At 70.0% G+C, this 23,953-nt stretch carries 21 protein-coding genes; 6 read left to right on the top strand and 15 right to left on the bottom strand.

The genetic code is table 11. The annotated features are described in order from the left end of the window. Nucleotides 1-7: 7 nt before the first annotated feature. Genes argF through argC form a run of 5 tightly spaced genes read right to left on the bottom strand, consistent with a single transcriptional unit; the run spans nucleotide 8 to nucleotide 5,286 of the window. Nucleotides 8-931 (bottom strand): ornithine carbamoyltransferase, encoded by a 924-nt coding sequence (argF, locus tag G6N64_RS19805; RefSeq protein WP_163801958.1) that lies wholly within the window; start codon nucleotides 929-931, stop codon nucleotides 8-10. Between the two features lie 14 nt (nucleotides 932-945). Further along, entirely contained in the window at nucleotides 946-2,148 is a 1,203-nt protein-coding gene (locus G6N64_RS19800; protein WP_163799014.1) for an acetylornithine transaminase, read from the bottom strand. Further along, the gene (gene argB, locus G6N64_RS19795; protein ID WP_409370731.1) at nucleotides 2,145-3,035 is read right to left on the bottom strand and encodes an acetylglutamate kinase; all 891 of its coding nucleotides are present in this window, start codon (nucleotides 3,033-3,035) and stop codon (nucleotides 2,145-2,147) included. Before argB ends, G6N64_RS19800 begins: the two co-directional genes overlap by 4 nt. After that, complete coding sequence (gene argJ / locus G6N64_RS19790) at nucleotides 3,032-4,243, bottom strand: bifunctional glutamate N-acetyltransferase/amino-acid acetyltransferase ArgJ (protein WP_246230718.1); 1,212 nt, start codon at nucleotides 4,241-4,243, stop codon at nucleotides 3,032-3,034. The genes argB and argJ overlap by 4 nt, the downstream gene beginning before the upstream one ends. Continuing rightward, on the bottom strand, nucleotides 4,240-5,286 hold the full coding sequence (argC, locus tag G6N64_RS19785) for an N-acetyl-gamma-glutamyl-phosphate reductase (RefSeq protein WP_197748288.1): 1,047 nt from the start codon (nucleotides 5,284-5,286) through the stop codon (nucleotides 4,240-4,242). The genes argJ and argC overlap by 4 nt, the downstream gene beginning before the upstream one ends. Nucleotides 5,287-5,363: 77 nt before the next feature. On the opposite strand from argC, the gene G6N64_RS19780 reads away from it, so the two are divergent. Next, on the top strand, nucleotides 5,364-5,906 hold the full coding sequence (locus G6N64_RS19780) for a DUF6512 family protein (RefSeq protein ID WP_163799009.1): 543 nt from the start codon (nucleotides 5,364-5,366) through the stop codon (nucleotides 5,904-5,906). Nucleotides 5,907-5,913: 7 nt separating this feature from the next. On the opposite strand, the gene pheT is transcribed toward G6N64_RS19780, so the two are convergent. The 6 genes from pheT to G6N64_RS19750 form a co-directional block, all read right to left on the bottom strand. Continuing rightward, a complete protein-coding gene (gene pheT / locus G6N64_RS19775) occupies nucleotides 5,914-8,412 on the bottom strand; it encodes a phenylalanine--tRNA ligase subunit beta (RefSeq protein ID WP_163799007.1) in 2,499 nt (832 codons plus the stop codon). Further along, on the bottom strand, nucleotides 8,412-9,434 hold the full coding sequence (gene pheS, locus G6N64_RS19770; RefSeq protein WP_163801956.1) for a phenylalanine--tRNA ligase subunit alpha: 1,023 nt from the start codon (nucleotides 9,432-9,434) through the stop codon (nucleotides 8,412-8,414). The genes pheT and pheS overlap by 1 nt, the downstream gene beginning before the upstream one ends. Before the next feature lie 55 nt (nucleotides 9,435-9,489). Then, nucleotides 9,490-10,956, bottom strand: a complete 1,467-nt coding sequence (locus G6N64_RS19765; RefSeq protein WP_163801955.1) for a sensor histidine kinase — start codon at nucleotides 10,954-10,956, stop codon at nucleotides 9,490-9,492. 53 nt (nucleotides 10,957-11,009) lie between these two features. Then, on the bottom strand, nucleotides 11,010-11,783 hold the full coding sequence (locus G6N64_RS19760) for a response regulator transcription factor (RefSeq protein ID WP_163799004.1): 774 nt from the start codon (nucleotides 11,781-11,783) through the stop codon (nucleotides 11,010-11,012). A gap of 371 nt (nucleotides 11,784-12,154) precedes the next feature. Continuing rightward, complete coding sequence (locus G6N64_RS19755; RefSeq protein ID WP_163799002.1) at nucleotides 12,155-12,967, bottom strand: rhomboid-like protein; 813 nt, start codon at nucleotides 12,965-12,967, stop codon at nucleotides 12,155-12,157. Nucleotides 12,968-12,975: 8 nt separating this feature from the next. Then, nucleotides 12,976-13,869 (bottom strand): adenylate/guanylate cyclase domain-containing protein, encoded by an 894-nt coding sequence (locus G6N64_RS19750; RefSeq protein WP_163799000.1) that lies wholly within the window; start codon nucleotides 13,867-13,869, stop codon nucleotides 12,976-12,978. 170 nt (nucleotides 13,870-14,039) lie between these two features. Between G6N64_RS19750 and G6N64_RS19745 the strand changes: the two genes are divergently transcribed. Both G6N64_RS19745 and G6N64_RS19740 read left to right on the top strand, forming a co-directional pair. Further along, a complete protein-coding gene (locus G6N64_RS19745; protein WP_197748287.1) occupies nucleotides 14,040-15,089 on the top strand; it encodes an oxygenase MpaB family protein in 1,050 nt (349 codons plus the stop codon). A gap of 3 nt (nucleotides 15,090-15,092) precedes the next feature. Continuing rightward, on the top strand, nucleotides 15,093-16,337 hold the full coding sequence (locus G6N64_RS19740; protein ID WP_163798996.1) for an acyl-CoA dehydrogenase family protein: 1,245 nt from the start codon (nucleotides 15,093-15,095) through the stop codon (nucleotides 16,335-16,337). Here the strand turns inward: G6N64_RS19740 and G6N64_RS19735 are convergent. The 4 genes from G6N64_RS19735 to infC are packed head-to-tail and all read right to left on the bottom strand — an operon-like array spanning nucleotide 16,327 to nucleotide 18,434. Further along, on the bottom strand, nucleotides 16,327-17,094 hold the full coding sequence (locus tag G6N64_RS19735; protein ID WP_163801954.1) for a TrmH family RNA methyltransferase: 768 nt from the start codon (nucleotides 17,092-17,094) through the stop codon (nucleotides 16,327-16,329). The two genes, G6N64_RS19740 and G6N64_RS19735, sit on opposite strands and share 11 nt — an antisense overlap. Continuing rightward, nucleotides 17,091-17,480, bottom strand: coding sequence for a 50S ribosomal protein L20 (gene rplT, locus G6N64_RS19730; RefSeq protein WP_163798995.1), 390 nt, complete (start codon nucleotides 17,478-17,480; stop codon nucleotides 17,091-17,093). The genes G6N64_RS19735 and rplT overlap by 4 nt, the downstream gene beginning before the upstream one ends. A 58-nt stretch (nucleotides 17,481-17,538) precedes the next feature. Then, the gene (gene rpmI, locus G6N64_RS19725) at nucleotides 17,539-17,733 is read right to left on the bottom strand and encodes a 50S ribosomal protein L35 (protein WP_163798992.1); all 195 of its coding nucleotides are present in this window, start codon (nucleotides 17,731-17,733) and stop codon (nucleotides 17,539-17,541) included. 8 nt (nucleotides 17,734-17,741) lie between these two features. Then, complete coding sequence (gene infC, locus G6N64_RS19720) at nucleotides 17,742-18,434, bottom strand: translation initiation factor IF-3 (protein WP_163798990.1); 693 nt, start codon at nucleotides 18,432-18,434, stop codon at nucleotides 17,742-17,744. Nucleotides 18,435-18,645: 211 nt separating this feature from the next. On the opposite strand from infC, the gene G6N64_RS19715 reads away from it, so the two are divergent. The 3 genes from G6N64_RS19715 to G6N64_RS19705 all read left to right on the top strand — a co-directional run bounded on the left by G6N64_RS19715 (nucleotide 18,646) and on the right by G6N64_RS19705 (nucleotide 23,934). After that, nucleotides 18,646-19,008, top strand: a complete 363-nt coding sequence (locus G6N64_RS19715) for a DUF1844 domain-containing protein (protein WP_163798988.1) — start codon at nucleotides 18,646-18,648, stop codon at nucleotides 19,006-19,008. A gap of 57 nt (nucleotides 19,009-19,065) precedes the next feature. Beyond that, nucleotides 19,066-22,395 (top strand): bifunctional lysylphosphatidylglycerol synthetase/lysine--tRNA ligase LysX, encoded by a 3,330-nt coding sequence (gene lysX / locus G6N64_RS19710; RefSeq protein ID WP_163798986.1) that lies wholly within the window; start codon nucleotides 19,066-19,068, stop codon nucleotides 22,393-22,395. A gap of 147 nt (nucleotides 22,396-22,542) precedes the next feature. Continuing rightward, a complete protein-coding gene (locus G6N64_RS19705; RefSeq protein ID WP_163801953.1) occupies nucleotides 22,543-23,934 on the top strand; it encodes an alpha/beta hydrolase in 1,392 nt (463 codons plus the stop codon). Nucleotides 23,935-23,953: the final 19 nt, after the last annotated feature.

Here is a 23,953-nt window from a genome sequence, read left to right as displayed (position 1 = left end):
GACGGTCTCATCCGCGTCGCTCCAGCAGCCACACCAGCAGCGCCTTCTGGGCGTGCAGCCGGTTCTCGGCCTCGTCGAACACCGCGCTCTGCGGTCCGTCGATCACGTCGTCGGTGATCTCGTGACCGCGGTGCGCCGGCAGACAATGCAGGACGACGGCCGCGGGGTCGGCGAGTTCGAGCAACCCCGCGTTGACCTGGAAGGGCCGGAACGGCCGCACCCGGTCCAGGCCGTCGTTCTCCTGCCCCATCGAGGTCCAGGTGTCGGTGACCAGGACGTCGGCGCCGTCGGCCGCGGCGCGGGCATCCGAGGTGACCGTCACGGTGGTGCCCGTGTCGGCGGCGCGCGCGCGGGCGGCGGCGACGAACATCGGGTGCGGTTCGAACCCGACGGGCGCCGCGATCGTCACGTCGATGCCCGCGGTCACGCCGCCCAGCATCAGCGAGTGCGCCATGTTGTTGGCGCCGTCGCCGAAGTAGGTCATGCGCAGTCCCGCCAGCGCGCCTCGGCGCTCGATCAGCGTCTGCAGGTCGGCGAGCACCTGGCAGGGGTGGAACTCGTCGGAGAGCGCGTTGACGATCGGCACCGTCGCGCCCGTGGCCATCGCGGTCAGCCGCTCCTGGGCGAAGGTCCGCCAGACGATGGCGTCGACGTAGCGCGACAGCACCACGCCCGTGTCCTCGAGGGTTTCCTCCCGGCCGAGCTGGGTGCTGCGGCCGTCGACCACCACGGAGTGTCCGCCGAGTTGGGCGATGCCCATCTCGAACGAGAACCTGGTCCGGGTCGAGTTCTTCTCGAAAATGACGGCCACGCCGCGTGGACCCTCGAGGGGGCGCGCGCTGAACGGCGCCTTCTTCAGCTCGGCGGCCAGGGCCAGCACCTCGGCCTGCTCGTCGGGGTTCAGGTCGTCGTCGCGCAGGAAGTGCCGCACTGCGGATGAGGTGGTCACCGTGCCTCCATGGCGTTCTGGGTCGCGGTGTCGAGGATCGCGGGCAGGGCCGTGACGAACGCGTCGAGCTGGTCCTCGGTCACCACCAGGGGTGGCGCGAGGCGCACGACGTCGGGGGTGGCGGCGTTGACGAGGTAGCCGGCGTCGCGGGCGGCCATCTCGACGGCCTTCGCGTGCGGGGCGGTCAGCACGATGCCGCGCAGCAGGCCGCGGCCCCGGACGTGGTCGACGAGCGGGTGGTCGTGCGCCTCGATGCCGTGCGCGAGGGACTTGCCGAGGACGTCGGCGCGGCCGATCAGGTCCTCGTCGGCCAGGGCCGTCAGCACCGCGAGCGCGGCCGCCGTGCAGACGGGGTTGCCGCCGAACGTGCTGCCGTGCAATCCGGGGGTCAGGAGGTCCGCGGCGTCACCGATCGCAAGGCAGGCGCCGATCGGCAGCCCGCCGCCGAGACCCTTGGCGAGCGTGACGACGTCGGGGGTGACGCCGTCCTGCTGGTGGGCGTAGAAGGTGCCGGTGCGTCCGACGCCGGTCTGCACCTCGTCGAGGATCAGCAGCGCGCCGTGCCGAGCGGTGATCTCGCGCGCGGCGACGAGGTAGCCCGGCGGCGGTGTCACGACGCCGCCCTCCCCCATGATCGGTTCGAGGAACACCGCAGCGGTCTCGTCGGACACGGCGGCCGCCAACGCGTCCGCGTCGCCGTAGGGCACGTGGGTGACCTCGCCCGGCAGCGGCGCGAACGGTGCCTGCTTGGCCGGTTGTCCGGTCAGGGCCAGCGAGCCCATGGTGCGACCGTGGAAGGCGTTCTCGGCGGCGACGAGCCGGGTCCGACCGGTCAGGCGGCTGATCTTGAACGCGACCTCGTTGGCCTCGGTGCCGGAGTTCGCGAAGAAGACGCGGGCCCGGACGTCGGCGCCGAGGTGCGCGACGAGCGCCTCCGCCAGCGCGATCCCGGGTTCGGTCGCATAGAAGTTCGACGTGTGACCCAGCGTGTCGAGTTGGCGGGTGACGGCCTCGATGACGGCCGGATGCCGGTGGCCCAGCACGTTGACGGCGATGCCGCCGAGCAGGTCGACGTAGGACTTCCCGTCGACGTCGGTGACCACCGCGCCGTCCCCGCTGGCGAGCGCGACGGCGGGAGTCCCGTAGTTGTCCATCATCACTGCCTGCCAACGGGCCTGCAGCGCCTGGGTATTCGTCATCTCGGCACCACCTTGGTCCCCGACCCTTCGTTGGTGAGCAGTTCGACCAGCACGCAGTGCTCGACGCGGCCGTCGATGACGTGGGCGCTGGGCACTCCGCCTCCGACGGCGCGCAGGCACGCCTCGATCTTCGGCACCATGCCCGACTCGAGTGTCGGCAGCAGCCCCATCAACTCGGCCGCGTCGATCTCGCCGACCAGCGAGCCGCGGTCGGGCCAGTTGGTGTACAGCCCCTCGACGTCGGTGAGCATCAGCAGTTTCTCCGCGCCGAGCGCCTCCGCCAGCGCGGCTGCGGCGGTGTCGGCGTTGATGTTGTGCACCACGCCGTCGACGTCGGGCGCGATGGTCGACACCACCGGTATGCGTCCGGCGCGGATCAGGTCGAGAACCGCGGAGGTGTCCACCTTCTCGACGTCCCCGACGAGGCCGATGTCGGTGGCCACGCCGTCGACGACGACGTCGCGCCGGATGGCGGTGAAGAGGTGTGCGTCCTCGCCGGTGATGCCCACCGCGTACGGTCCGTGCGCGTTGATGAGGCCGACGAGTTCGCGACCCACCTGACCGAACAGCACCATGCGCGCGACGTCGAGGACCTCGGGCGTGGTGACGCGGAAGCCACCCTTGAACTCCCCGGAGATGCCGAGCCGCTTGAGCATGGCGCTGATCTGGGGCCCTCCGCCGTGCACGACGACGGGGTGGATGCCGCAGTTGCGCAGGAAGACCATGTCGGCTGCGAACGCGGACTTCAGGACGTCGTCGGTCATGGCGTTGCCGCCGTACTTGACGACGACGACCTTGCCGTTCAGCTCGGTCAGCCAGGGCAGCGCCTCGGCGAACACCGCGGCCTTGGTCGCGGTCGGGATCGACACGTCTTCGGTGGCGGTCACGAGGAGTACGCCGAGTTCTCTTCGACGTAGGCGTGCGACAGGTCGGTGGTGCGGATCGTCGCGGATCCCGAGCCGACGCCGAGTGCGACGACGACCTCGACGTCCGCGCCGGACAGGTCCACGTCACGGGCACCCGGCGCCCCCACGCCGTCGATGCACACCGGAGATCCGTTGAAGGACACGCTGATCCGGTCCGGCTCCAGCTCGACGGGCGCCATGCCGACGGCGGCCAGCACGCGGCCCCAGTTGGGATCCGAACCGAACAGGGCCGTCTTCACCAGGCTGTCGCGGGCGATGACACGGGCCGCGGTGACGGCATCCTCCTCCGACGCCGCACCGGTGACGGTGATCGCGATCCGCTTGGTCATGCCCTCGGCGTCGGCCTGCAGCTGGGCACAGAGGTCGTCGCAGACGGCGAGGATCGCGGCGTCGAACTCGTCCGGGTCGGGGGTGACCTCGCTGGCGCCGGAGGCGAGCAGCAGCACGGTGTCGTTGGTGGAGCAGCTGCCGTCGACGTCGAGCCGGTCGAACGTCCGTGCCGTCGCCGCGCGCAACGCGCGGTCGAGGGCGTCGGCGTCCACGGCGGCGTCGGTGGTGATCACGCAGAGCATGGTCGCCAACGACGGCGCGAGCATGCCCGCCCCCTTGGCCATGCCGCCGACCGTCCAATCCTGGGCGTGATGCAGCGCAACCTGTTTGGGCACGGTGTCGGTGGTCATGATCGCCGTGGCCGCCTCGGTGCCACCCGACAGGCCACCGGCCATCTCCTGGACGACGACCGTGACGCCGGCCAGCACCTTCGCCATCGGCAGCCGGTCGCCGATCAGACCCGTGGAGCAGACGCCGACCTCGATGGCTCCGGTCTCGCTGCCCCAGTCCGACAGTGCCGCCGCGACGGCCTCCGCGGTCGCGTGGGTGTCCTGGAATCCGCCGGGACCCGTGCAGGCGTTGGCGCCGCCGGAGTTCAGGATCACTGCGCGCAGCCGCCGCGTGGTGATGGCCTGCTGGGTCCACAGCACCGGTGCGGCCTTGACCTTGTTGCGCGTGAACACCGCCGCCGCAGCATGATCGGGGCCCTCGTTGAACACCAGCGCGAGGTCGGGGGTGCCGGAGGCCTTGATGCCCGCGGCGATCCCGGTGGCCCGGAAGCCGGCCGGCGCGGTGACGCCCTGCGTGCGCACGAGGTTCTGGGCGCTGGTGCTCGTCACGGTGCCACCCCCACGGTCGACAACCCGTCCGTCTCGGCCCATCCGAGGGCGAGGTTCATCGATTGCACCGCAGCTCCCCCGGTGCCCTTGACCAGGTTGTCGATCGCGCAGATCGCGACGAGGACACCGGCGTCGGCATCGACGGCGACCGCGATCTGGGCGGCGTTGCTGCCGATCACCGAACCGGTCTTCGGCAGTCGTCCGTCGGGCAGCAGGTGGACGAACGGCTCGTCGCCGTAGGCCTTCTCGTAGGCGGTCCGGATCTCCGAGGACGTCGCCGAGGTCCGCGCCGTGCAGGTGGCGAGGATGCCGCGCGACGTCGGGATCAGCACCGGGGTGAACGAGACGGTGACGTCGCGGTCGGTGACCGCCCGCAGTCCCTGGGCGATCTCCGGCGTATGGCGGTGTGCACCGGCGACGTTGTAGGCCCGCGCGGAGCCGATCACCTCGGAGCCGAGCAGGTCGACCTTGGCCGCGCGGCCGGCACCGGAGGTGCCGCTGACGGCGACCACCGTGACGGCGGGCTCGACGAGGTCTGCGGCGACGGCGGGCAGCAGCGCGAGCAGCGCCGCGGTGGGATAGCACCCGGGCACGGCGATGCGCTTCGTCGTGCGGAGGGTGTCGCGTCCGCCGGGCAGTTCGGGTAGCCCGTAGGGCCAACTGCCCGCGTGCTCGGAGCCGTAGAACCGCTCCCAGGCGGCCGGGTCGGTGAGCCGGAAGTCGGCACCGCAGTCGACGACGAGGACGTCGGATCCGAGCTGCTCCGCCAGCTCGGCGGAGTGGCCGTGCGGCAGTGCGAGGAACACGACGTCGTGACCGCGGAGGACCTCGACGCTGGTGGCGTCGAGCAGGCGGCCCTCCAGCGGCAGCAGATGCGGGTGGTGCTCGGTGACGTCGGTGCCCGCGCTGGCAGCGGCCGTCAGGGCGCCGATCGTCAGGCGACCCTCGCGGTAGGCGGGATGGCCGAGTAGCAGGCGAAGGATCTCGCCGCCGGCGTATCCGCTGGCTCCGGCCACGGCGACGGTGACCGCCTCAGAAGTCATGCACGAAGTCTGCATGTTTATGCAGATGGTTGCAAATTGATTACTTCGGAGGTTCGACCCGTTGTTACGATCGAAACGTGTGCACCGCCGTGACGTGGAACGCGGTCGGAGTGCCGGTGATCATCGTCTCGGGCACGCTACTGCACTTCGCCTTCGATCGGTGCGGCCGCCATGCGTTGGTCGGCGTGTTCGCACCCGTCAACGAGAGCGTTTGGGAACACCTCAAGATGGCGTACTGGCCAACGGTGGCCTACGTCCTCGTTCGATGGACCGTCACAGACGACGTTCCTGCCGACTACTTCGCGGTGAACGCGGCGGCCGTCTACACGATGGGCGTGGTGATACTCGGCCTCTACCTCGTGACGTCGGCAGCACCCTGGCGGCCAAGCCTGAAGGCAAGCCTCGTCACGGATGGTCTGATCTTCGTGGCGGCGGTCGCCGTCGGACAACTGGTTGGACACATCGTCCACTTCTCGAACGGCTGGGCGGGCACCGCCATCGGCGTCGCTGCATTCGCATTGCCCGCCGTCGGATTGGCCGTGACGACGTTCTGGCCGCCACGGCGCGAATTGTTTCGCGACCAGCAGGACCACACGTTCGGGATCCGGCACAGCCCCTAGTGGGCGGCTACCTGCGCTGCGTGGCACCGACGCGTTCGGCCGCCACCGCCACCGCCGCGTCGCGGGCCGCGCTGGCCTCGTCCTCGGTGAGCGTGCGGTCACCGGCGCGGAACCGCAGCGCGAGCGTCAGCGACTTGCGACCCTCGCCGATCTGCGGGCCGGTGTAGACGTCGAACAACCGGACGTCCTCGAGCAGTTCGCCCGCCCCGGCGCGCACCGCGTCGACCACGGACTGCGCGGCGACGTCGGCCGCCACCACGAGGCTGACGTCTTGGAACACCGCGGGGAAGGGTGACACCGCGGGAGCGGGTAGCCGCTCGGCGATCGGCACGGCCGCGAGGTCGAGTTCCACCGCACAGGTTCCCCTGGGCAGTCCGGTGCGTTCCACGACCGCCGGATGCAGTTGGCCGGCATGCCCGACGACGACGTCGCCGACGACGACCTCGGCGCACCGGCCGGGGTGCCACGGCAGCTGCTGGGAGGCGCGCAGCGTGACCTCGACACCGCAGGCCCGTGCCACGATGCGAACCGCCTCGAACGCGTCGGTCGCCTCGACGGGCCGTCCCGGCCCCCACGGGCCCGCGGGTTCGCGCAGTCCGGTCAGCACGATGCCGACGTGCAGGGGTTGGTCGGGCAGCGAGTCGTCGATGGTGGCGATCTCGGCGGCGGTCGGCCGTCGGTCCACCGGGATCCGGTCGAGTGCCCGCGTTCGCGGCGTCGCGACGACGACCTGCTCGATGCCGAACAGCGCGACGTCCACAGCTCCGCGAGACACGTTGCGCGTCAACGCCTCCAGCAGTCCGGGAAGCAGCGTCGAGGCGAGCTGGGGCCGGTCGGACTCCAGCGGGTTGAGCACCGCGACGGTGGCGCGACGTGGATCGTCGGCCGGCAGGCCCCAGGCGTCGAACACTCCTGCGGGCAGGAACGGCGTCGGCAGGACCTCCACGAAGCCGTTGAGCGCCAGGGCCCTTCCGATGGCGCGGCGACGGTACTGGCCCGCCGTGAGGCCACGTCCGGCCGGCGCGGTCGGCAGTACCGACGGGATCCGGTCCAGCCCCTCGAGCCGGAGCACCTCCTCGATGAGGTCGGCGGGCTCGCGAAGGTCGGGTCGCCAGCTCGGCGGCGTCACGACGAGCGACCCGTTCGAGGTCTCCACGCGGCCGCCGATCTGCGTCAGCCGCCGGGCCGCCGCTCCCTCGGCATAGGAGATGCCGGCAGTGCGGTCGGGCAGGTCGATCGGCATGGTCACAGGTGGCGGCGACCAGTCGGTACGCGGGGGGTCGCCGCGCCAATCGGTGAGCGTGGGTTCGGCGGTGCCGCCCGCGATGTCGGCGAGCAGAGCCGCGCAGCGGTCCAGCGCGGCGACCGGGATCGCCGGGTCGACGGTGCGCTCGTAGCGGCGGCCCGCCTCGCTGACCAGACGGAGCCGACGCTGAGTGCGGGACACCGCCGCCGGATCCCACACCGCGGCCTCGAGCAGGACGTCGGTGGTGGTGTCCCGGACCTCGGTGGTACCTGCGCCCATGATGCCGCCGATCGCGGCCGTGGCGACGTCGTCGACGATGAGCACGTCACCGGAGTTCAGCTTGCGTTCGACGTCGTCGAGGGTGACCACGGTCTCGCCCTGTTCGGCGAGGCGTACGTCGAAGCCGCCCGTGATCAGCGTGCGGTCGTGTGCGTGCATCGGCTGGCCGAGTTCGAGCATCACGTAGTTGGTGACGTCGACCGCCGGTGAGATGGCGCGGATGCCGCTGAGCAGCAGGCGGCGCTGCAACCACCACGGCGACACCGCCGTCGGATCGATGCCCGTCACGGGACGCAGACCGAAGCGCAGCACCCCGGTCTCCGGACGCACCACGAGCGGCCACGCCTCGCCCTCGGCGGGCAGCGGTGGCACGTCGGCCGGATCGACGAAGTCGAGGTCCAGCGCGCAGCAGATCTCCCGCGCCATGCCCCTGATCGACAGGCAGTAGCCGCGGTCGGGCGTGATGGCGAGGTGGAACACGACGTCGTCGAGGCCGAGGACCTCGGCCGCCGCGTCGCCGGGTTCGGCGGTCCCGGGCGGCAGCACGATGATGCCGCTGTGGTCGACGCCGAGGTTCAGTTCGGAGGCCGAGCAGATCATCCCGTCCGAGGTGCGGCCGTAGGTCTTGCGCTTGGCGATGGTGAAGTCGCCCGGCAGCGTAGTGCCCGGCAGCGCCACGACGACGAGGTCACCGACGGCGAAGTTCGTTGCCCCACACACGATGTCGCGGGGCTGACCGTCGACGCCGTGCACTCCGACGTCGACCTTGCAGGCGCGGATCGGCTTCTTGAAGTCGGTGAGTTCCTCGATGTCGACGACCCTGCCGATGGTCAGCGGACCGGTGACCGGTCCGACCGGCAGGATCTCCTCGACCTCGTGGCCGATGTCGATGAAGGTGCGTTCGAGGTCGTCGGTCGACACGTCCCAACCGGGTGTCCCGACCCGGATGACGTCGCGCAACCAGCCGTAGGGGAAGCGCATCAGGCACCCACCCCGAACGGCAGGGAGAAGCGGACGTCGCCCTCGACCATGTCCCGCATGTCGGGGATGCCGTTGCGGAACTGCAGCGTCCGCTCCAGGCCCATGCCGAAGGCGAACCCGGAGTACTCGGACGGGTCGATCCCACACGCGCGCAACACGTTCGGATTCATCATCCCGCAGCCACCCCACTCCACCCAGCCGGGACCGCCCTTCTTGTTCTCGAACCAGATGTCGACCTCCGCCGACGGCTCGGTGAAGGGGAAGAAGTGCGGCCGGAAGCGCGTGCGCCCACCCGGGCCGAACTGTGCCCGCGCGAAGGCGTCGAGGGTGCCCTTGAGGTGCGCCATGGTCAGCCCGCGGTCGACGGCCATGCCCTCGACCTGGTGGAACACCGGCGTGTGGGTGGCATCGAGCTCGTCGGTCCGGAAGGTCCGCCCGATGGACACGATGTACACCGGCAGCTCGCGTTCGAGCAACGCGCGCACCTGCACCGGCGAGGTGTGCGTGCGCAGCACCTGCCGAGAACCGTCGGGCGCGACGTGGAAGGTGTCCTGCTCGCTGCGCGCCGGGTGGTCGGGCGGGAAGTTCAGGGCGTCGAAGTTGAACTGCTCGGTCTCGACCTCCGGACCCTCCGCGAGTTCCCACCCCATCGCGACGAACGTGTCGGCCACGTGCTCGGCCAGGATGGTGATCGGGTGGCGGGCGCCGAGCGGCTGCCGGGTCGACGGGAGCGTGACGTCGATGCGCTCGGCGACCAGGGCGGCGGCGTCGCGCTCGATCCGGAGCACGTCCAGCCGTTCGTCGTAGGCGGCCTGAGCCCCCGACCGCGCCACGTTGACCAGGCGACCCGCATCCGCGCGGTCGGACTTGGGCAGCGCGCCGAGCGACTGACGCGCCAACGCGATGGGCGACCGATCGCCGAGGTGGTCGGTCTTCGCCCGCGCCAGGGCGTCGAGGTCGGTGGCGGCGTCGAAGGCGCGCCGCGCGGCACCGACGGCGTCGGTCAGGGCCTGCTCGGTCAATCCCGGCGCCTCCGGGGTCTTCTCGCTCGACGGCTCGGACACCCGGCGATCATAGCTACGGCGCGGGTGTGACTTGCGCTGCCCTCGCGGCGGGTTGGTGGAGATCGAGCCGACCGGAGGGGACGTCCGGGAGCCGGACCAGGAACTCCGTGCGGCCGGGCCGGGACTGCGCGCCGACGGTGCCGCCGTGCGCCTCGACGATCGAGGCGACGATCGCCAGCCCGAGGCCGGAGCTGTTCATCTCCCTCGATCGTGCCTTGTTCGCGCGGACGAACCTGCCGAACAGATCCGGCAGCAGTTCGGGTTCCACCCCGGGGCCGTCGTCGACCACGGACACGGCCACCCACCCGTCGGGATCCTCGGACGGAGGGCGGACCGTGGTCGTCACCGAGACCCCGGCGGGTGTGTGGTTGCGCGCGTTGGTGAGCAGATTGCTCACCACCTGGTGCAGGCGGGCGCGGTCGCCCTCCACCCACACCGGGCCGTCCGGCAGATCCGCCTGGAAGTCGTGGTCCGGCGCGGTGACGGCGACGTCGTTGATCGCGTCGACCACCAGCGCGCACAGGTCGACGGTCTCGATCTCGAGGCCCTGGCCCTCGTCCATCCGGGTCAGGAGCAGCATGTCGCCGACGAGCGCCGTCATCCGGCGGGACTCGGACTCGATGCGCGCCAGCGCGTACTCGGTGGTGGCCGGCAGGCTGGGCCCGTCCTGCCGGGTGAGTTCGGCGTAGCCCCGAATCGCGGCGAGCGGGGTGCGTAGTTCGTGACTGGCGTCGGTGAGGAAGCGCCGCATCCGGCGGTCCGACTCCGCGCGTACCGCCAGCGCCGAGTCGACGTTCGCGAGAAGCCGGTTCAACGTCTCACCGACGATGCCCACCTCGCTGTCCGGGTCGCTGTCGGCGCGACGGACCCGGGTGGTGATGCGGTGGTGCTCGTCGGCCAGGGGTATCCGGGCCGCCCGGGCCGCGGTGGCGGCGACCCGGCGCATGGGCCGCAGCGCCTGGCGAACCAGGACGACGGTGCCCACCGCGGCGAGCACGGCGGCGATCGCGGTGATGCCGAGCACGGCGACGACCTTTATGGCGATGGCCTCGTTCGCACTCTCCATGGACACGGCCGACACCAGGCGCAGCCCGTCCCCGGTCTGCGTGCTGGCGACCCGGAAGCCGCCCTCGTCACCGAGGTCGAGGGTCGCGGGGTGGCTGCCCGTCCAGTCGACCGACTCGAGGTCGGCGATCAGGTCTGGTGGCGCGGACTGCGGACCGTCGTCGTCGAACATCGCGGACGACAGGACGTCGTCTCCGCTCATGACCGCGATCAGCGTGCCGGGCGCTTGACCGGTGAAGTCGGTGAGCGCGGTGACGGGCCGGCCGTCACGGTCGAGATAGGAGTGCTCGAACGCCGCCAGGGAGTGGGCGACCTCGCTGTCGCTGTAGGCGTCGACGTAGAGGTGCATGGTGTAGACCGACAGGGCGCCGACCGCCATCACCAACGTGGTTACCAGGGCCGAGACCCACAGCATCAATTGCCGGCTGAGGGTCCGTGGGCGCCACCACGGTGCCCTCCGCCGCGTCGTCACCGATCCGACCGCAGTTGATATCCGACGCCGCGGATCGTGTGGATCATGGGTTCGCGCCCTGCGTCGATCTTCTTGCGCAGGTACGAGATGTACAGGTCGACGATGCTGGTACGACCGCCGAAGGAGTAGTTCCACACCCGCTCGAGGATCTCCTCGCGGGTGAGCGCGCGGCGCGGGTTGCGCATGAGGTAGCGCAGCAACTCGAATTCCGTGGCGGTGAGGTCGATGCGTTCGCCGCCGCGGGTGACGTCCCGACTGACGCCCTCGAGGACCAGGTCACCGACGCGCAGCGTCTCGTCGTCCAGCGGCGTGGTCTCCCCCGCCCGCCTGAGGAGGCCGCGCAACCTCGCGACGAGTTCCTCCAGGCTGAACGGCTTGGTCATGTAGTCGTCGGCGCCGGCCGTCAGGCCCGTCACCCGGTCGGTGACGGAGTCGCGGGCGGTGAGGAACAGCACCGGCGTGTAGTTCCCGGTGGCCCGGACGCGCTCGAGTATCTGGAGACCGTCGAGGTCGGGGAGCATGATGTCGAGCACCACGATGTCCGGCGTGCTCGCGTCGTACTTCGAGATCGCCTCCTGGCCGTCGTGCGCGACCTCGACGACCCAGCCCTCGTAGTGCAGGGCCATCTTCACCAGATTCGTGAGCGCACGTTCGTCGTCGACGAGCAGGACGCGGATCGGAGATCCGTCGCTACGCCGGATAGGGGGCAACTGGCCAAGGATCGCGGGCCTCGGCGGCGGGTTGCGAGGGTTCACCGACATCGTCGTCATGACACCGATTCTCCGGACCACCCGCTGGACTGTCACGCGGTTCATACGCGATTCTCATAAACCCCAAATGCCGACATGGCCGTTTGGGACGTCGATCACTGGGTACGGGCCGCGTAATCGGCATCACCGCTTGCCAATTGAACCGTCACCGACGACGGTGCGACGCGACACGCCACTGCGCCGGTGTGACGGCGACGACACGGCACGCACGCTCGATGCGTCGTCCGATCTGGTCGATCTCGGTGACCCGCCATACGCTCTCCGGCGCTTGCCAATTGGCCTTCATGGCATCGTATGTTCCCGTAAGGCAACGACCTTCGAGGACCATTCCGGGAACGTCGACGAGCGTCAGGGCCCTCCCGGTGGCACGGTCAGGACAGCGCGTGCCGCTCGAAGTCCGGCACCATGTCGGTGGCGCTCGGCGTCGGCCGGGTTCGCAGTGCGGACAACCGGGAGGCCAGGCCGCCGACCAGCGCGCACAGCAGCCCGCAGGACGTCGCGGGCACCAGGGCGGCGGTAGTGCTCACCACCATCGCGAAGCCGAACCACGACGCGACGGCTAGCATGCCGAGCCGCCACCTGGTCCATGGCTCGGGTGCGCCGAAGCGCGTGGCCACCAGGGCTCCCAGCACCAGCGCGAGACCGTGGCCGGCGTCGGTGAAGTCACCACCGGTGGCGACGACCGCGGCGCCGACCCCGATCCACCAGCCGATCCAGAGTGCCTGCCACCGTCGTGGGAGTGCAGCGGTCATCGCACCGAGCACGGCCATGGCTCCGTAGCTGACCCCGACGTCGGTGGCTCGGGTGATGTCGGTCGACGTCCACCCCTCCTTGACAGCGGCGATCAGGCCGGCCGCCACGAGCAGCGTCGCCCCGACGTGGCCCACCATGAAGGCGACCACCAGACGAGTACTCCCCCAGAGCAACTCGGCAAGCGCCAGGAGGCAGAGCAGGTTCGGCAGCCACACGGCGATCGCGCCGGCATCGACGACGAACGCGCTGCCGAGCAGAGTCCCGAAGTGCCCGTGGGCGAGGTTGTGCAGGTTGGTGCTCGCCTTCTCGACGATGCGTTCCCGTGCCAGCGGATCGAGGGTGGCCAGCGCCGACGTCACGACGAGCAGCATCGCGCCGTATGCGAGGGTCACCCGCAGTCGAGCAATCCGCATCAGACCTGCGCGCACCATTGGATCAACTATGCCCCCGGGGGCGACGCTTCCTCCGCATCGGCGGCTGGCAGATCCCTGCGAATCTTCAGCCAGTACATCGCGAGATCCTCGGGTACGCCGGAGATCCTGGGGGCGAACAACTGCTTGCGGATCCGCTTCGCGGTAACCCCCAGCGCGTCCAACTCCTCCGCCGGAATCCGTTCCAGGGTGGAGTGCGACACCACCACGCCGCCGCGGGTGGCGCGGTCCATCACGCGCGCGGCGATGTTCACGTCGATGCCCAGCCAGTCCGAGCCGATGCGCTGGGGGCGGCCGGTATGAACCCCGGCGCGCACCCGCAGCGTGTATCCGTCGACCTCGACGGTCTTGGCCGCCTCGAGGACCTGGAGCACCGCGCGCACGGCGGTCGTCGGATCGCCGAAGACCGCCATGGCGCCGTCACCCATGCGCTTGACGATCTGCCCACCGGCCGCGAGGAGCGGCGGCTCCATCACCTGGGTGACGCGGCGGAGCAGTCTGAGCGTCGCGTCGTCACCGGCGACCAACGACCAGTCCGAGAACCCGACGAGGTCGGTGAAGACGAGCGTGACCTCGCGGTACGCGGGCTTGCCCGACACCCGCTCGGTGAGTGCCTGCCATACCTGGAGGGCGCCGAGGCTCACTTCGCGGGACGCGGCCTCGCGGTCCAGGATCCGGTCGGCCGCGCGGGCGGCGGCCCGGGGACCGCCGACGCCCGCCGCCGACAATGGATCACCGAAGTCGGGATCCCCCGGCAGCGCGCGCCTGGCCCGCCGCAGGAAGGCCACCACGCCCGGACTGTGGTTGGTGGCCTGCAACCACCCGAACGGGCCGCTCGCGCCGTACCCGGAACCGGTGCGCTGCTGCCCTCCCGGTCGTTCCTCGAACGACTCGACATCCACCCCGCAACCCTAGGTGCCGGTCGGAAGGACCGGCAACGACGGCCCGCCGCCGCGCGCCGGTCACGGTCGGACCGTCAGTCTCGCCATGTGCGGCCGCGCTTCGTGGACAACACGCGTTGTCACCCATATCGTGAGGACACGACCCGGAGTGAGAGATGGGTGACGACGCCATGACCATTGGTTCCACGACCGTCGACGGACGCGCCACGGCTCCCGACCCGCTCGGTCCGGATTCGCTCACCTGGAAGTATTTCGGGGATCTGCGGACGGGTCTGATGGGCGTGTGGATCGGCGCGATCCAGAACATGTACCCGGGTCTCGGGGCGGCCGTGGAGGACCACTCCGTCGTCCTGCGGGAACCGTTGCAGCGGGTTGCCCGGTCGGTCTACCCCATCATGGGCGTCGTCTACGACGGTGACCGCGCCGCACGGACGGGCGCCCAGATCCGCGGTTACCACGACACGATCAAGGGCGTCGACTCCCTGGGTCGGAGGTACCACGCGCTGGACCCGGAGACCTTCTACTGGGCGCACGCGACGTTCTTCATGCTGATCATCAAGACCGCCGACTACTTCTGCGGTGGCCTCACCGACGCCGAGAAGCGGCAACTGTTCGACGAGCACGTGCGGTGGTACCGCATGTACGGGATGAGCACGCGCCCCATGCCGGCGACGTGGGACGCGTTCTGCGAGTACTGGGACAAGACGTGCCGCGAGGACCTCGAGATCACCAAGGCCGCACGCGACATCTTCACCATCCGCATCCCGAAGCCGTGGTTCGTGATGGTCCCCACGCCCGTCTGGGATCAGGCGTTCAAGCCGCTGGTCGCCGGCCAGCGGTGGATCGCGGCCGGACTGTTCGATCCCGTCCTGCGCGAGAAGGCCGACATGCGGTGGACGCCGAAGGACGAGGCGGTGCTGCGACTGCTCGGCAAGCTCGTCGACCTCGCCTTCGTCGCCGTACCCGACGAGATCCGACTGCATCCCCGGGCCCTGGCGGCCTACCGCCGCGCGGAGGGCCGCATCCCGGCTGATGCGCCACTCGTCGAGGCACCGGCGTTCACGGGTCCGCCGCGCGACCGCCGCGGCCTGCCGATGCACTACGTACCCCGCGGTCCGTCGCTCGCCGAGCGAGCTGGATCATTGGTGCACGCCACGTTCTCGCTGGGCGGTCTCCGACCCGCGAGCGCCAGACGGATCAGCCGACGAAGGGTTGCGTGACAGATGCTGGAATGGTCCGACGTGGACGTCGCCGTGCGCGACGCGGTTCGCGAATTCGTCGACAGGGAAATCCGGCCTCATCTCGACGAACTCGAGAGCGGCGACATGGCGCCCTACCCGATCGTGCGGAAGCTGTTCTCCACGTTCGGGATAGATGCGATGGCCAAGGAGTCACTCGAGCGGCGGTTGGCGAAGCTGCGCGACGGGGGCAGTGCGTCCCAGACGTCGTCGGGCGGCATGTTCGGCGGCGGCGGCGACCAGGCGGGCATGGGCTTCGTGCTGATCAGCGAACTGTGCCGCGTCAGCATGGGCCTCGTCACCGGCGTCGGCGTCAGCCTCGGGCTGACCGTTCCGACCATCGCGTCCCGGGGCACCCTGGACCAGCAGCAGCGCTGGCTGCCGGAACTGGTCACCTACGAGAAGGTCGGGGCGTGGGCCATCACCGAACCCGACTCCGGGTCGGACGCGTTCGGCGGCATGAAGTCCTACGTCGTGCGCGACGGTGACGACTACGTCCTCAACGGCCGAAAGACGTTCATCACCAACGGTCCGGACGCCGACGTCACGGTCGTCTACGCGAAGCTGAACGAGGACGGAGCCCCGACGGCGGACCCACGTCGGCGCAAGGTGCTCACATTCGTGCTCGACCGTGGCATGCCGGGATTCGTGCAGTCCGCACCATTCCGCAAGATGGGGATCCACAGTTCGCGGACGGGAGAATTGTTCTTCGACAACGTGCGACTCGGCCGCGATCGACTGCTCGGCGAGACCGAGGACAACGAGGCCGGAGACGGGCGTGACAGCGCCAAGTCGAACTTCTCCTCCGAGCGCATCGGCGTGGCCGCCATGGCGCTCGGCGTCATCGAGGAATGCCTGCGGCTGTCGGTCGACTACGCCAGGGAGCGCACGCTGTGGGGCCAGGAGATCGGCCAGTTCCAGCTCATCCAGCTGAAGCTGGCCACCATGGAGGTCGCGCGGATGAACGTGCGCAACATGCTGTTCCGCGTCATCGAGGCCGCGCAGTCCGGTCACCCGATCTCGCTGCCGGAGGCGTCGGCGATGAAGTGGTACTGCTCGCAGGCCGCCACCGACGTCGCGATGGAAGCCGTGCAGTTGTTCGGCGGCAACGGCTACATGACCGAGTATCGCGTCGAGCAGTTGGCCCGCGACGCCAAGTCGCTGATGATCTACGCCGGTAGCAACGAGGTGCAGATCACCCACGTGGCCAAGGGTCTGCTCAGCGGCTGACGCGGGCACTCTCGTACAGGCAGATCGCCGCCGCGGCGGCGACGTTGAGACTCTCCGCGCTCCCCCGCATCGGGATGCGGACGCGCACGGCGGCGGCAGCGGCCACCTCGACGGGCAACCCGTGGGCCTCGGAACCGAACAGCCAGGCCGTCGGCACGTCGAGATCGAGGTCGTCCAACGATCGCTCACCGTCGAGTGTCGCCGCCATCACGACCAGTTCCGCGTGGACGAGGTCGGAGATGAGCGCGAGCGTGTCGGCCGCCTCGACGACCGGCACCGAGAAGATGCTGCCCGCCGAGGCCCGCAGGCACTTCGCGTTGTAGGGGTCGACGCCGTCACCGGCCAGGATCAGCGCGTCGGCGCCCATCGCGTCGGCGAGCCGGATCAGCGTGCCCGCATTGCCGGGGTCGGCGGTGTCGACGGCGACCGCCACGAGTCGTGGCGTCGACAGCACGTCCGCCAACGACGCGTCCAGCATCCGGCAGACCGCCACCAGCCCGACCGGGGTGACGGTGTCCGACAGCGCCTTTGCGGCGCGTTCGGTCACCAGGTGCACGGGGGCGTCGACCAGCAGGTCGCGGTAGCGATCGGCGGCGGCCTCCGTGGCGAAGACCTCGTCGACGAGACCACGCCGCAACGCCGACTCGACGAGGTTGGAGCCTTCGGCGAGGAAGCGTGCGGCGTGGCGTCGTCCGGCGGGACGCTGCAGCTTGATCGCCGCAGCTACCCGATTCGACCTCTCGGTCAGGAGTGTCAGGCGGCTTCGCCCGACGGTGCGTTGACGTCCTCTGGCAGGGCGCCCTTCGCGACCTCGACGAGGGCGGTGAAGGCGGCCGGATCGCTGATGGCGATCTCCGACAGGTTCTTGCGGTCCACCTCGACGCCCGCGGCCTTGAGACCCTGGATCAGGCGGTTGTAGGTGATGTCGTTGGCCCGGGCCGCGGCGTTGATGCGCGAGATCCACAGCTTGCGGAACTCACCCTTGCGGGCGCGGCGGTCGCGGTAGGCGTAGGTCAAGGAGTGGAGCTGCTGTTCCTTGGCCTTGCGGTAGAGCCGCGAGCGCTGGCCGCGGTAACCCTTGGAGGCCTTGAGGACTGTGCGCCGCTTCTTCTGGGCGTTGACTGCGCGCTTCACGCGTGCCATGGGGTGTTCCTATTCTCGATCGGTCGAATGGAAGGCCGCGGAGGGCCTGCGGGCTTGGTCAGCCGTTGAGCATCTTGGTGACGCGGGCGGTGTCGTTCGCAGCGACCGTGGTGCGGCCGTCGAGACGACGGGTGCGCTTGGTCGCCTTGTGCTCGAGCAGGTGTCGCTTGCCGGCCTTCTGGCGGACGATCTTGCCGGTTCCGGTCTTGCGGAACCGCTTCGATGCGCCGCTGTGGGTCTTCGCCTTGGGCATTGCAGTCCTCAGTTCTGTGGTGTGTCGGTCGGTGCTTCGTCGGCCGGCGTCGTCGTGGCCGGAGCTGGGGTCGCCGGGGCGGTCGGTGCCTGCGTGTTGGTACGCGGTGCGGCCGGGGCGTCTGCGTCACTCGCCGCCTTGGCGCGGGTCTTCGCGCCGCGGTGCGGTGCCAGCACCATCGTCATGTTGCGGCCGTCCTGCTTCGCGGAGGTCTCGACGAAGCCGTAGTCGGCGACGTCGGCGCCCAGCCGCTGCAGGAGCCGGTACCCGAGTTCGGGCCTCGACTGCTCACGCCCGCGGAACATGATCGTGACCTTGACCTTGGACCCCGCTTCGAGGAAGCGGACGACGTGACCCTTCTTGGTCTCGTAGTCGTGGGGGTCGATCTTCGGCCGGAGCTTCTGTTCCTTGACGACGGTCTGCTGCTGGTTCTTGCGAGACTCGCGAGCCTTCTGAGCCGTCTCGTACTTGAACTTGCCGTAGTCCATGATCTTGCACACCGGAGGCTTGGCATCCGGTGCTACTTCGACAAGGTCGAGATCGGCATCCGCGGCGACGCGGAGGGCATCTTCGATGCGCACGATGCCTACCTGCTCACCACCCGGTCCAATGAGGCGGACTTCGGGTACGCGAATGCGCTCGTTGATGCGTGTCTCAGTGCTGATGGGGCCTCCTATGTAGTCTTCGAGGAGACCTACCACCACGGCACCCAAACAGGACGGGCCCCGTCGATGACAGGGCCCGATGCCGACCGGTCGCGACGCAGAGGCGTCGCCTGTGCATCGCACAGAACGGGTACCTCGCGGTACCTGTGACCGGACCGTCGAGCCGGTGAGGGCCGACGGTGGGAGCGGGACTCCACTTGTTGTCCCGGCATTCGCCGAGACGGTCGCGCATGCCACTCTAGCAGCCATGACCGAAGTTCCCGAACTGCCCGACGAGACAGCAGGCCCTCCCACGCGCGAGTTGGCCGAGATCCCCGCCGTCGAGGTGATCACCCGGGCGGCCGTCATGTTGATGTCGGCGGCCGCCGAGAAGCTCGGTCTGGGCGACGACGATCCCGACGAGAGCCCGCACCGGGACCTCGACGAGGCCCGTCGGCTCATCGAGGCACTCGCGGGCCTGCTCAAGGGGTCGGTGCAGTACCTCGGCCTGCACGCCGGGCCACTGCGGGACGGTCTGAAGGGCCTGCAGCTCGCCTTCCGCGAATCCAGCGCCGCGCCCGAGGAGCCGGGCAAGGGTCCTGGAGAGTGGTTCACCGGACCCGTCTGGTAGCACGCGCCCACTTCAGTCCCACCCATTTCCCGGTTGGACCGAATATCCTCGCGCCCTATGACCCTGGCCTCGCTCAACAAGCCGGCGAACGACAAGCACCGCTCCGCCTCGTGGTGGGTTCCCGCCGCGGCGGGGTGGACGGTCGGCGTCATCGCCACGTTGTCGTTGCTGGCCAGCGTCTCGCCGCTGATCCGGTGGACGATCAGGATCCCGCGGGTCTTCGTCAACGACTACATCTTCAACTTCCCGGACACCAGTTTCGCCTGGGCATTCGTGCTGGCTCTGCTGGCCGCGGCGCTCGCCGCCCGCAAGCGGATCGCCTGGTGGATCCTCGTCCTCTACATGGTGGCCGCGTCCGGGTGGAACATCGCCGACCTGGTGATGGGCGACGAGAGCGTCATGGACGACATCGGGGAGGTCATCGGGCTGGCGTTCCACGTCGCCGCCATCGCATTCCTGGTCCTCGCCCGCAACCAGTTCTGGGCCCGGGTCCGGCGTGGCGCACTGGTCAAGGCGGCGGCGGCGCTGCTGGCCGGCATGGCCGTCGGGACGCTCATCGGCTGGGGGCTGCTCGAGCTGTTCCCCGGGTCCCTGGCCCGCGAGGACCGGCCCTGGTATGCGCTCAACCGGGTCAGCGCCTTCGCCGGCGCCGACTCGGACACCTTCAGTGGACACCCCCACGTCCTGGTCAACGCGCTGCTCGGCCTGTTCGGCGCCGTCGCCCTCATGGTGGCGGCCGTCGTGCTGTTCCAATCGCAGCGGGCGGAGAACGCACTCACCGGCGAGGACGAGTCGGCCATCCGCGGGATGCTCGAGCTGTACGGCAAGAACGATTCGCTGGGCTACTTCGCCACCCGTCGGGACAAGTCGGTGGTGTTCGCCCCGAACGGACGCGCCGCGATCACCTACCGCGTCGAGGTGGGTGTCTGCCTGGCCAGTGGCGATCCCGTCGGCGATCCCAAGGCCTGGCCCGCGGCGATCGCCGCATGGCTCGAGCTGTGCAAGACCTACGGGTGGGCACCCGGCGTGATGGGCGCCAGTTCGGCTGCGGCGCAAGCCTTCCGCGAGGGCGGCCTGAACGCACTGGAACTCGGCGACGAGGCGATCCTCTACCCCGACCGCTACAAGCTCTCCGGCCCCGACATGAAACCGGTCCGTCAGGCGGTGACCCGAGCCCGCCGTGCGGGGTTGACGGTGCGGCTGCGCCGCCATCGGGACCTGTCCCCCGCCGAGATGGCCGCGGTGGTGAAGCGTGCCGACTCCTGGCGCGACACCGAGACCGAGCGCGGCTTCTCGATGGCCCTGGGCAGGCTCGGCGACCCCGCCGACAGCGACTGCCTCCTCGTCGAAGCGGTCCGCGAGACGGGGAGTGACGCCGGAGACGACGAGGTCGTCGCCATGCTGTCCCTGGTTCCGTGGGGCACCAACGGTGTTTCGCTGGACCTCATGCGGCGCTCCCCCACCTCACCCAACGGCACGATTGAGCTGATGGTCAGCGAACTCTGCCTGCAGGCCGAGGACATCGCCGTCACCCGAATCTCGCTGAATTTCGCGATGTTCCGCTCGGCCTTCGAGGAGGGTGCCCAACTCGGGGCGGGCCCGGTCGCCCGGCTGTGGCGGGCGCTGCTGGTGTTCTTCTCCCGGTGGTGGCAGCTGGAGACGCTGTACCGCTCGAACATGAAGTACCAGCCCGAATGGGTGCCCCGGTTCGCCTGCTACGAGGACGCGCGGCTGGTGCCGCGGGTGGGCATCGCGTCGGTCATCGCCGAGGGCTTCCTGGTGCTTCCGTTCAGCAGGCGCAACAAGCAGCACACCGGCCAGCATTCTGCGGTGCCTGAGAGCCTCGTCGAATCGGGGCGGCTGCACGGCGACGGCTCCGCACCCGACATGACCGGCATCTCGGTCGACGACGACGCCCCCAGCCGGTCCCGCCTGCCCGAGCAGGTCCGCGTCCGGATGGCCAAGCTGAAGACGTTGCAGGACAGCGGCATCGACGCCTATCCCGTGGGTCAGGCGCCGAGCCACACCATCGCCCAGGCGCTGGCGACCGCGGACGTCCCCGTCAGCGTCGCCGGCCGCGTGCTGCGCATGCGCGACTACGGTGGCGTGCTCTTCGCCCAGGTGCGCGACTGGTCCGGTGAGGTGCAGGTCCTGTTCGACGACTCGCGACTGACGGAGGGCAAGACCGCCGACGTGACCGGCGCGATCGACCTCGGCGACCTCGTCGAGGTCACCGGCGTCCTCGGCCGGAGCAGATCGGGCACCCCGTCCCTGCTCGTCGACGAGTGGCGGCTGATCGGCAAGTGTCTGCGTCCGCTGCCGGACAAGTGGAAGGGCCTCACCGACCCCGAGGCACGCGTGCGGACACGCTACGTCGACCTCGCGATCAACACGGAGTCGCGCGACCTCATCACCGCACGCAGCCGGATCCTGAACTCCATCCGGGAGACGCTCGTCGGCAAGGGCTTCCTCGAGGTCGAGACGCCGATCCTGCAGCAGATCCACGGTGGCGCCAACGCGCGGCCGTTCATGACGCACATCAACGCCTACGACCTCGACCTGTACCTGCGGATCGCGCCCGAGCTGTACCTCAAGCGGCTGTGCGTCGGGGGCGTGGAACGGGTCTTCGAACTCGGCCGGGCCTTCCGCAACGAGGGTGTCGACTTCAGCCACAACCCGGAGTTCACCCTGCTCGAGGCCTATCAGGCACACGCCGACTACAACGTGTGGGTCGACGGGTGCCGCGAGCTGATCCAGAACGCCGCCGAGGCGGCCAACGGCAGCCAGGTCGTGATGCGCCCCGGCGACACCGAGGGCACCCTGGTGGCCGTCGACATCTCCGGATCGTGGCCGGTGAAGACGGTGCACGGCGCCGTGTCGGAGGCGCTCGGACAGGACGTCGGCCCCGAGACCGACCTGGCGACGCTCCGGTCGCTGTGCGACGGGGCGGGCGTGCCGTACCTGACCCACTGGGACGCGGGCGCCGTCGTCCTCGAGCTGTACGAGCGACTCGTCGAGGGACAGACGCAGAACCCGACGTTCTACAAGGACTTCCCGACGACGGTGTCACCGCTGACCCGACCGCACCGGAGCATCCCCGGCGTCGCCGAGCGGTGGGACCTGGTCGCCTGGGGCGTCGAGCTGGGCACCGCCTACAGCGAGCTGACCGACCCCGTCGAACAGCGCAGGCGCCTGCAGGAGCAGTCGTTGCTCGCCGCCGGTGGCGATCCCGAGGCCATGGAGCTCGACGAGGACTTCCTGCAGGCCATGGAGTATGCGATGCCGCCCACCGGTGGCCTGGGTGTCGGCGTGGACCGCGTCGTCATGTTGATCACGGGCCGCAGCATCCGCGAGACGTTGCCGTTCCCGCTGGCGAAACCACGCTAGACGCCAACTCGTTGCGGGCTCCCTGCGACCCCACAGCCGGCTACCAGCTTCGCCGTCCACGATGACGGGGTGACGACTTCGACGCCGAGGATCGCCGGCTTGCTGGCAGACGCCGCCGGAACCTGGGGCCCGCAGCGACTTTCGCTGATGCACGGCTGGCTGCCGCTGGCCGTCCAGGTGCTGGCCGCGGTGGTGCTGATCGCGGCCGTCGGGTGGCGGCACCCGCGGTGGCGCATCGTCTGGCTGCCGCTGGCCGTCGTGCTCGGCCTCGCCCTGACCGCCGTCGCCTACTGGTACGTGTCGTCCGAAGGACTCGCGGGCGATCCGGCGCCGAGGCAACTGTGGGCCTGGACCGCGGTCACCGGCGCGGCGCTCGTCGTCCTCGTCGCCGGCTGGCGGAGTGCGTCGTGGTGGCGGCGCGGGGTGTCCGCGGTCGCGGTACCGCTGTGCCTGCTGTGCGCGGCACTCGCCCTCAACCTCTGGGTCGGCTACTTCCCCACCGTGCAGGTGGCGTGGAACCAGCTGACCGCGGGACCGCTGCCCGATCAGACGGACCAGGCGACGGTCGTCGCGATGCAGAAGTCGCGCACGATCCCCCAGCGCGGATCGGTGGTGCCGGTCACCATCGACTCGACGCCGTCGGGGTTCAAGCACCGCGGCGAACTCGTCTACCTGCCGCCGGCGTGGTTCGCCTCCGATCCGCCCCCGCCGCTGCCCACGATCATGATGATCGGCGGCGAGTTCAACACCCCGGCCGACTGGCTCCGGACCGGCAACGCGGTGAAGACGGTCGACGACTTCGCCGCCCAACACGGCGGCAACGCACCGGTTCTGGTGTTCGTCGACTCCGGGGGGGCCTTCAACAACGACACGGAGTGCGTGAACGGGTCCCGCGGCAACGCGGCCGACCACCTGACCAAGGACGTCGTCCCGTTCATGGAGAAGACCTACGGTGTCAGCGCGAAGCAGGCGAACTGGGGCATCGTGGGCTGGTCGATGGGCGGCACCTGCGCCGTCGACCTCGCCACGATGCACCCCGACATGTTCGGTGCTTTCGAGGACATCGCCGGCGACCTCGCACCGAACTCGGGAACCAAGCAGCAGACGGTGGACCGGTTGTTCGGCGGGAGCGAGGCCCAATACGCCAGCTTCGATCCGACGGCGGTGATCACCAAACACGGCCCCTACGCCGGTGTCTCGGGGTGGTTCGACGTCAACGGATCCATGCCGTCGGCCCCGACCGTGGTCAACGTGAACAACGAGGGCAACGGACTCGGCGGCCGTGACGCCGCGGGACGCACCAGCGACCAGACCGTGGCGGCGGAGTCGCTGTGCGGGCTCGGCGGCGTGAACGGGATCGACTGCGCGGTGGTGCAGCAGCCGGGCAAGCACGACTGGCCCTTCGCCGCACAGGCGTTCGTCGCGGCGCTGCCGTGGATGGCCGGGAAGATCGGCACGCCGGGCGTCCCCGTGGAGCCACTGCCCAGCCCGACGCCGCAACCCGTCGCCGCGCCCGTGCTGCAGGCCGCGGCCAGATGAGTCCGGACGTGGATTACGG

This window comes from Mycolicibacterium sediminis (assembly GCF_010731735.1).
Taxonomy (GTDB): domain Bacteria; phylum Actinomycetota; class Actinomycetes; order Mycobacteriales; family Mycobacteriaceae; genus Mycobacterium; species Mycobacterium sediminis.
Note: the sequence above shows the minus strand (reverse complement) of the source record. Positions and strands in the feature narration are given on the sequence as shown.

Coding starts and splice junctions, on each gene's coding strand:
- pheT (WP_163799007.1), bottom strand. CDS start 8,412: ATGCGCTTCCCCTACGGCTGGTTGCGCGACGTCATCCGGGTCGGGACA.
- G6N64_RS19745 (WP_197748287.1), top strand. CDS start 14,040: ATGACCATTGGTTCCACGACCGTCGACGGACGCGCCACGGCTCCCGAC.
- rpmI (WP_163798992.1), bottom strand. CDS start 17,733: ATGCCCAAGGCGAAGACCCACAGCGGCGCATCGAAGCGGTTCCGCAAG.
- lysX (WP_163798986.1), top strand. CDS start 19,066: ATGACCCTGGCCTCGCTCAACAAGCCGGCGAACGACAAGCACCGCTCC.
- G6N64_RS19705 (WP_163801953.1), top strand. CDS start 22,543: ATGCACGGCTGGCTGCCGCTGGCCGTCCAGGTGCTGGCCGCGGTGGTG.
- G6N64_RS19740 (WP_163798996.1), top strand. CDS start 15,093: ATGCTGGAATGGTCCGACGTGGACGTCGCCGTGCGCGACGCGGTTCGC.
- G6N64_RS19715 (WP_163798988.1), top strand. CDS start 18,646: ATGACCGAAGTTCCCGAACTGCCCGACGAGACAGCAGGCCCTCCCACG.
- G6N64_RS19755 (WP_163799002.1), bottom strand. CDS start 12,967: ATGGTGCGCGCAGGTCTGATGCGGATTGCTCGACTGCGGGTGACCCTC.
- G6N64_RS19760 (WP_163799004.1), bottom strand. CDS start 11,783: ATGACGACGATGTCGGTGAACCCTCGCAACCCGCCGCCGAGGCCCGCG.
- rplT (WP_163798995.1), bottom strand. CDS start 17,480: ATGGCACGCGTGAAGCGCGCAGTCAACGCCCAGAAGAAGCGGCGCACA.
- argC (WP_197748288.1), bottom strand. CDS start 5,286: ATGACTTCTGAGGCGGTCACCGTCGCCGTGGCCGGAGCCAGCGGATAC.
- G6N64_RS19765 (WP_163801955.1), bottom strand. CDS start 10,956: ATGCTGTGGGTCTCGGCCCTGGTAACCACGTTGGTGATGGCGGTCGGC.
- G6N64_RS19800 (WP_163799014.1), bottom strand. CDS start 2,148: ATGACGAATACCCAGGCGCTGCAGGCCCGTTGGCAGGCAGTGATGATG.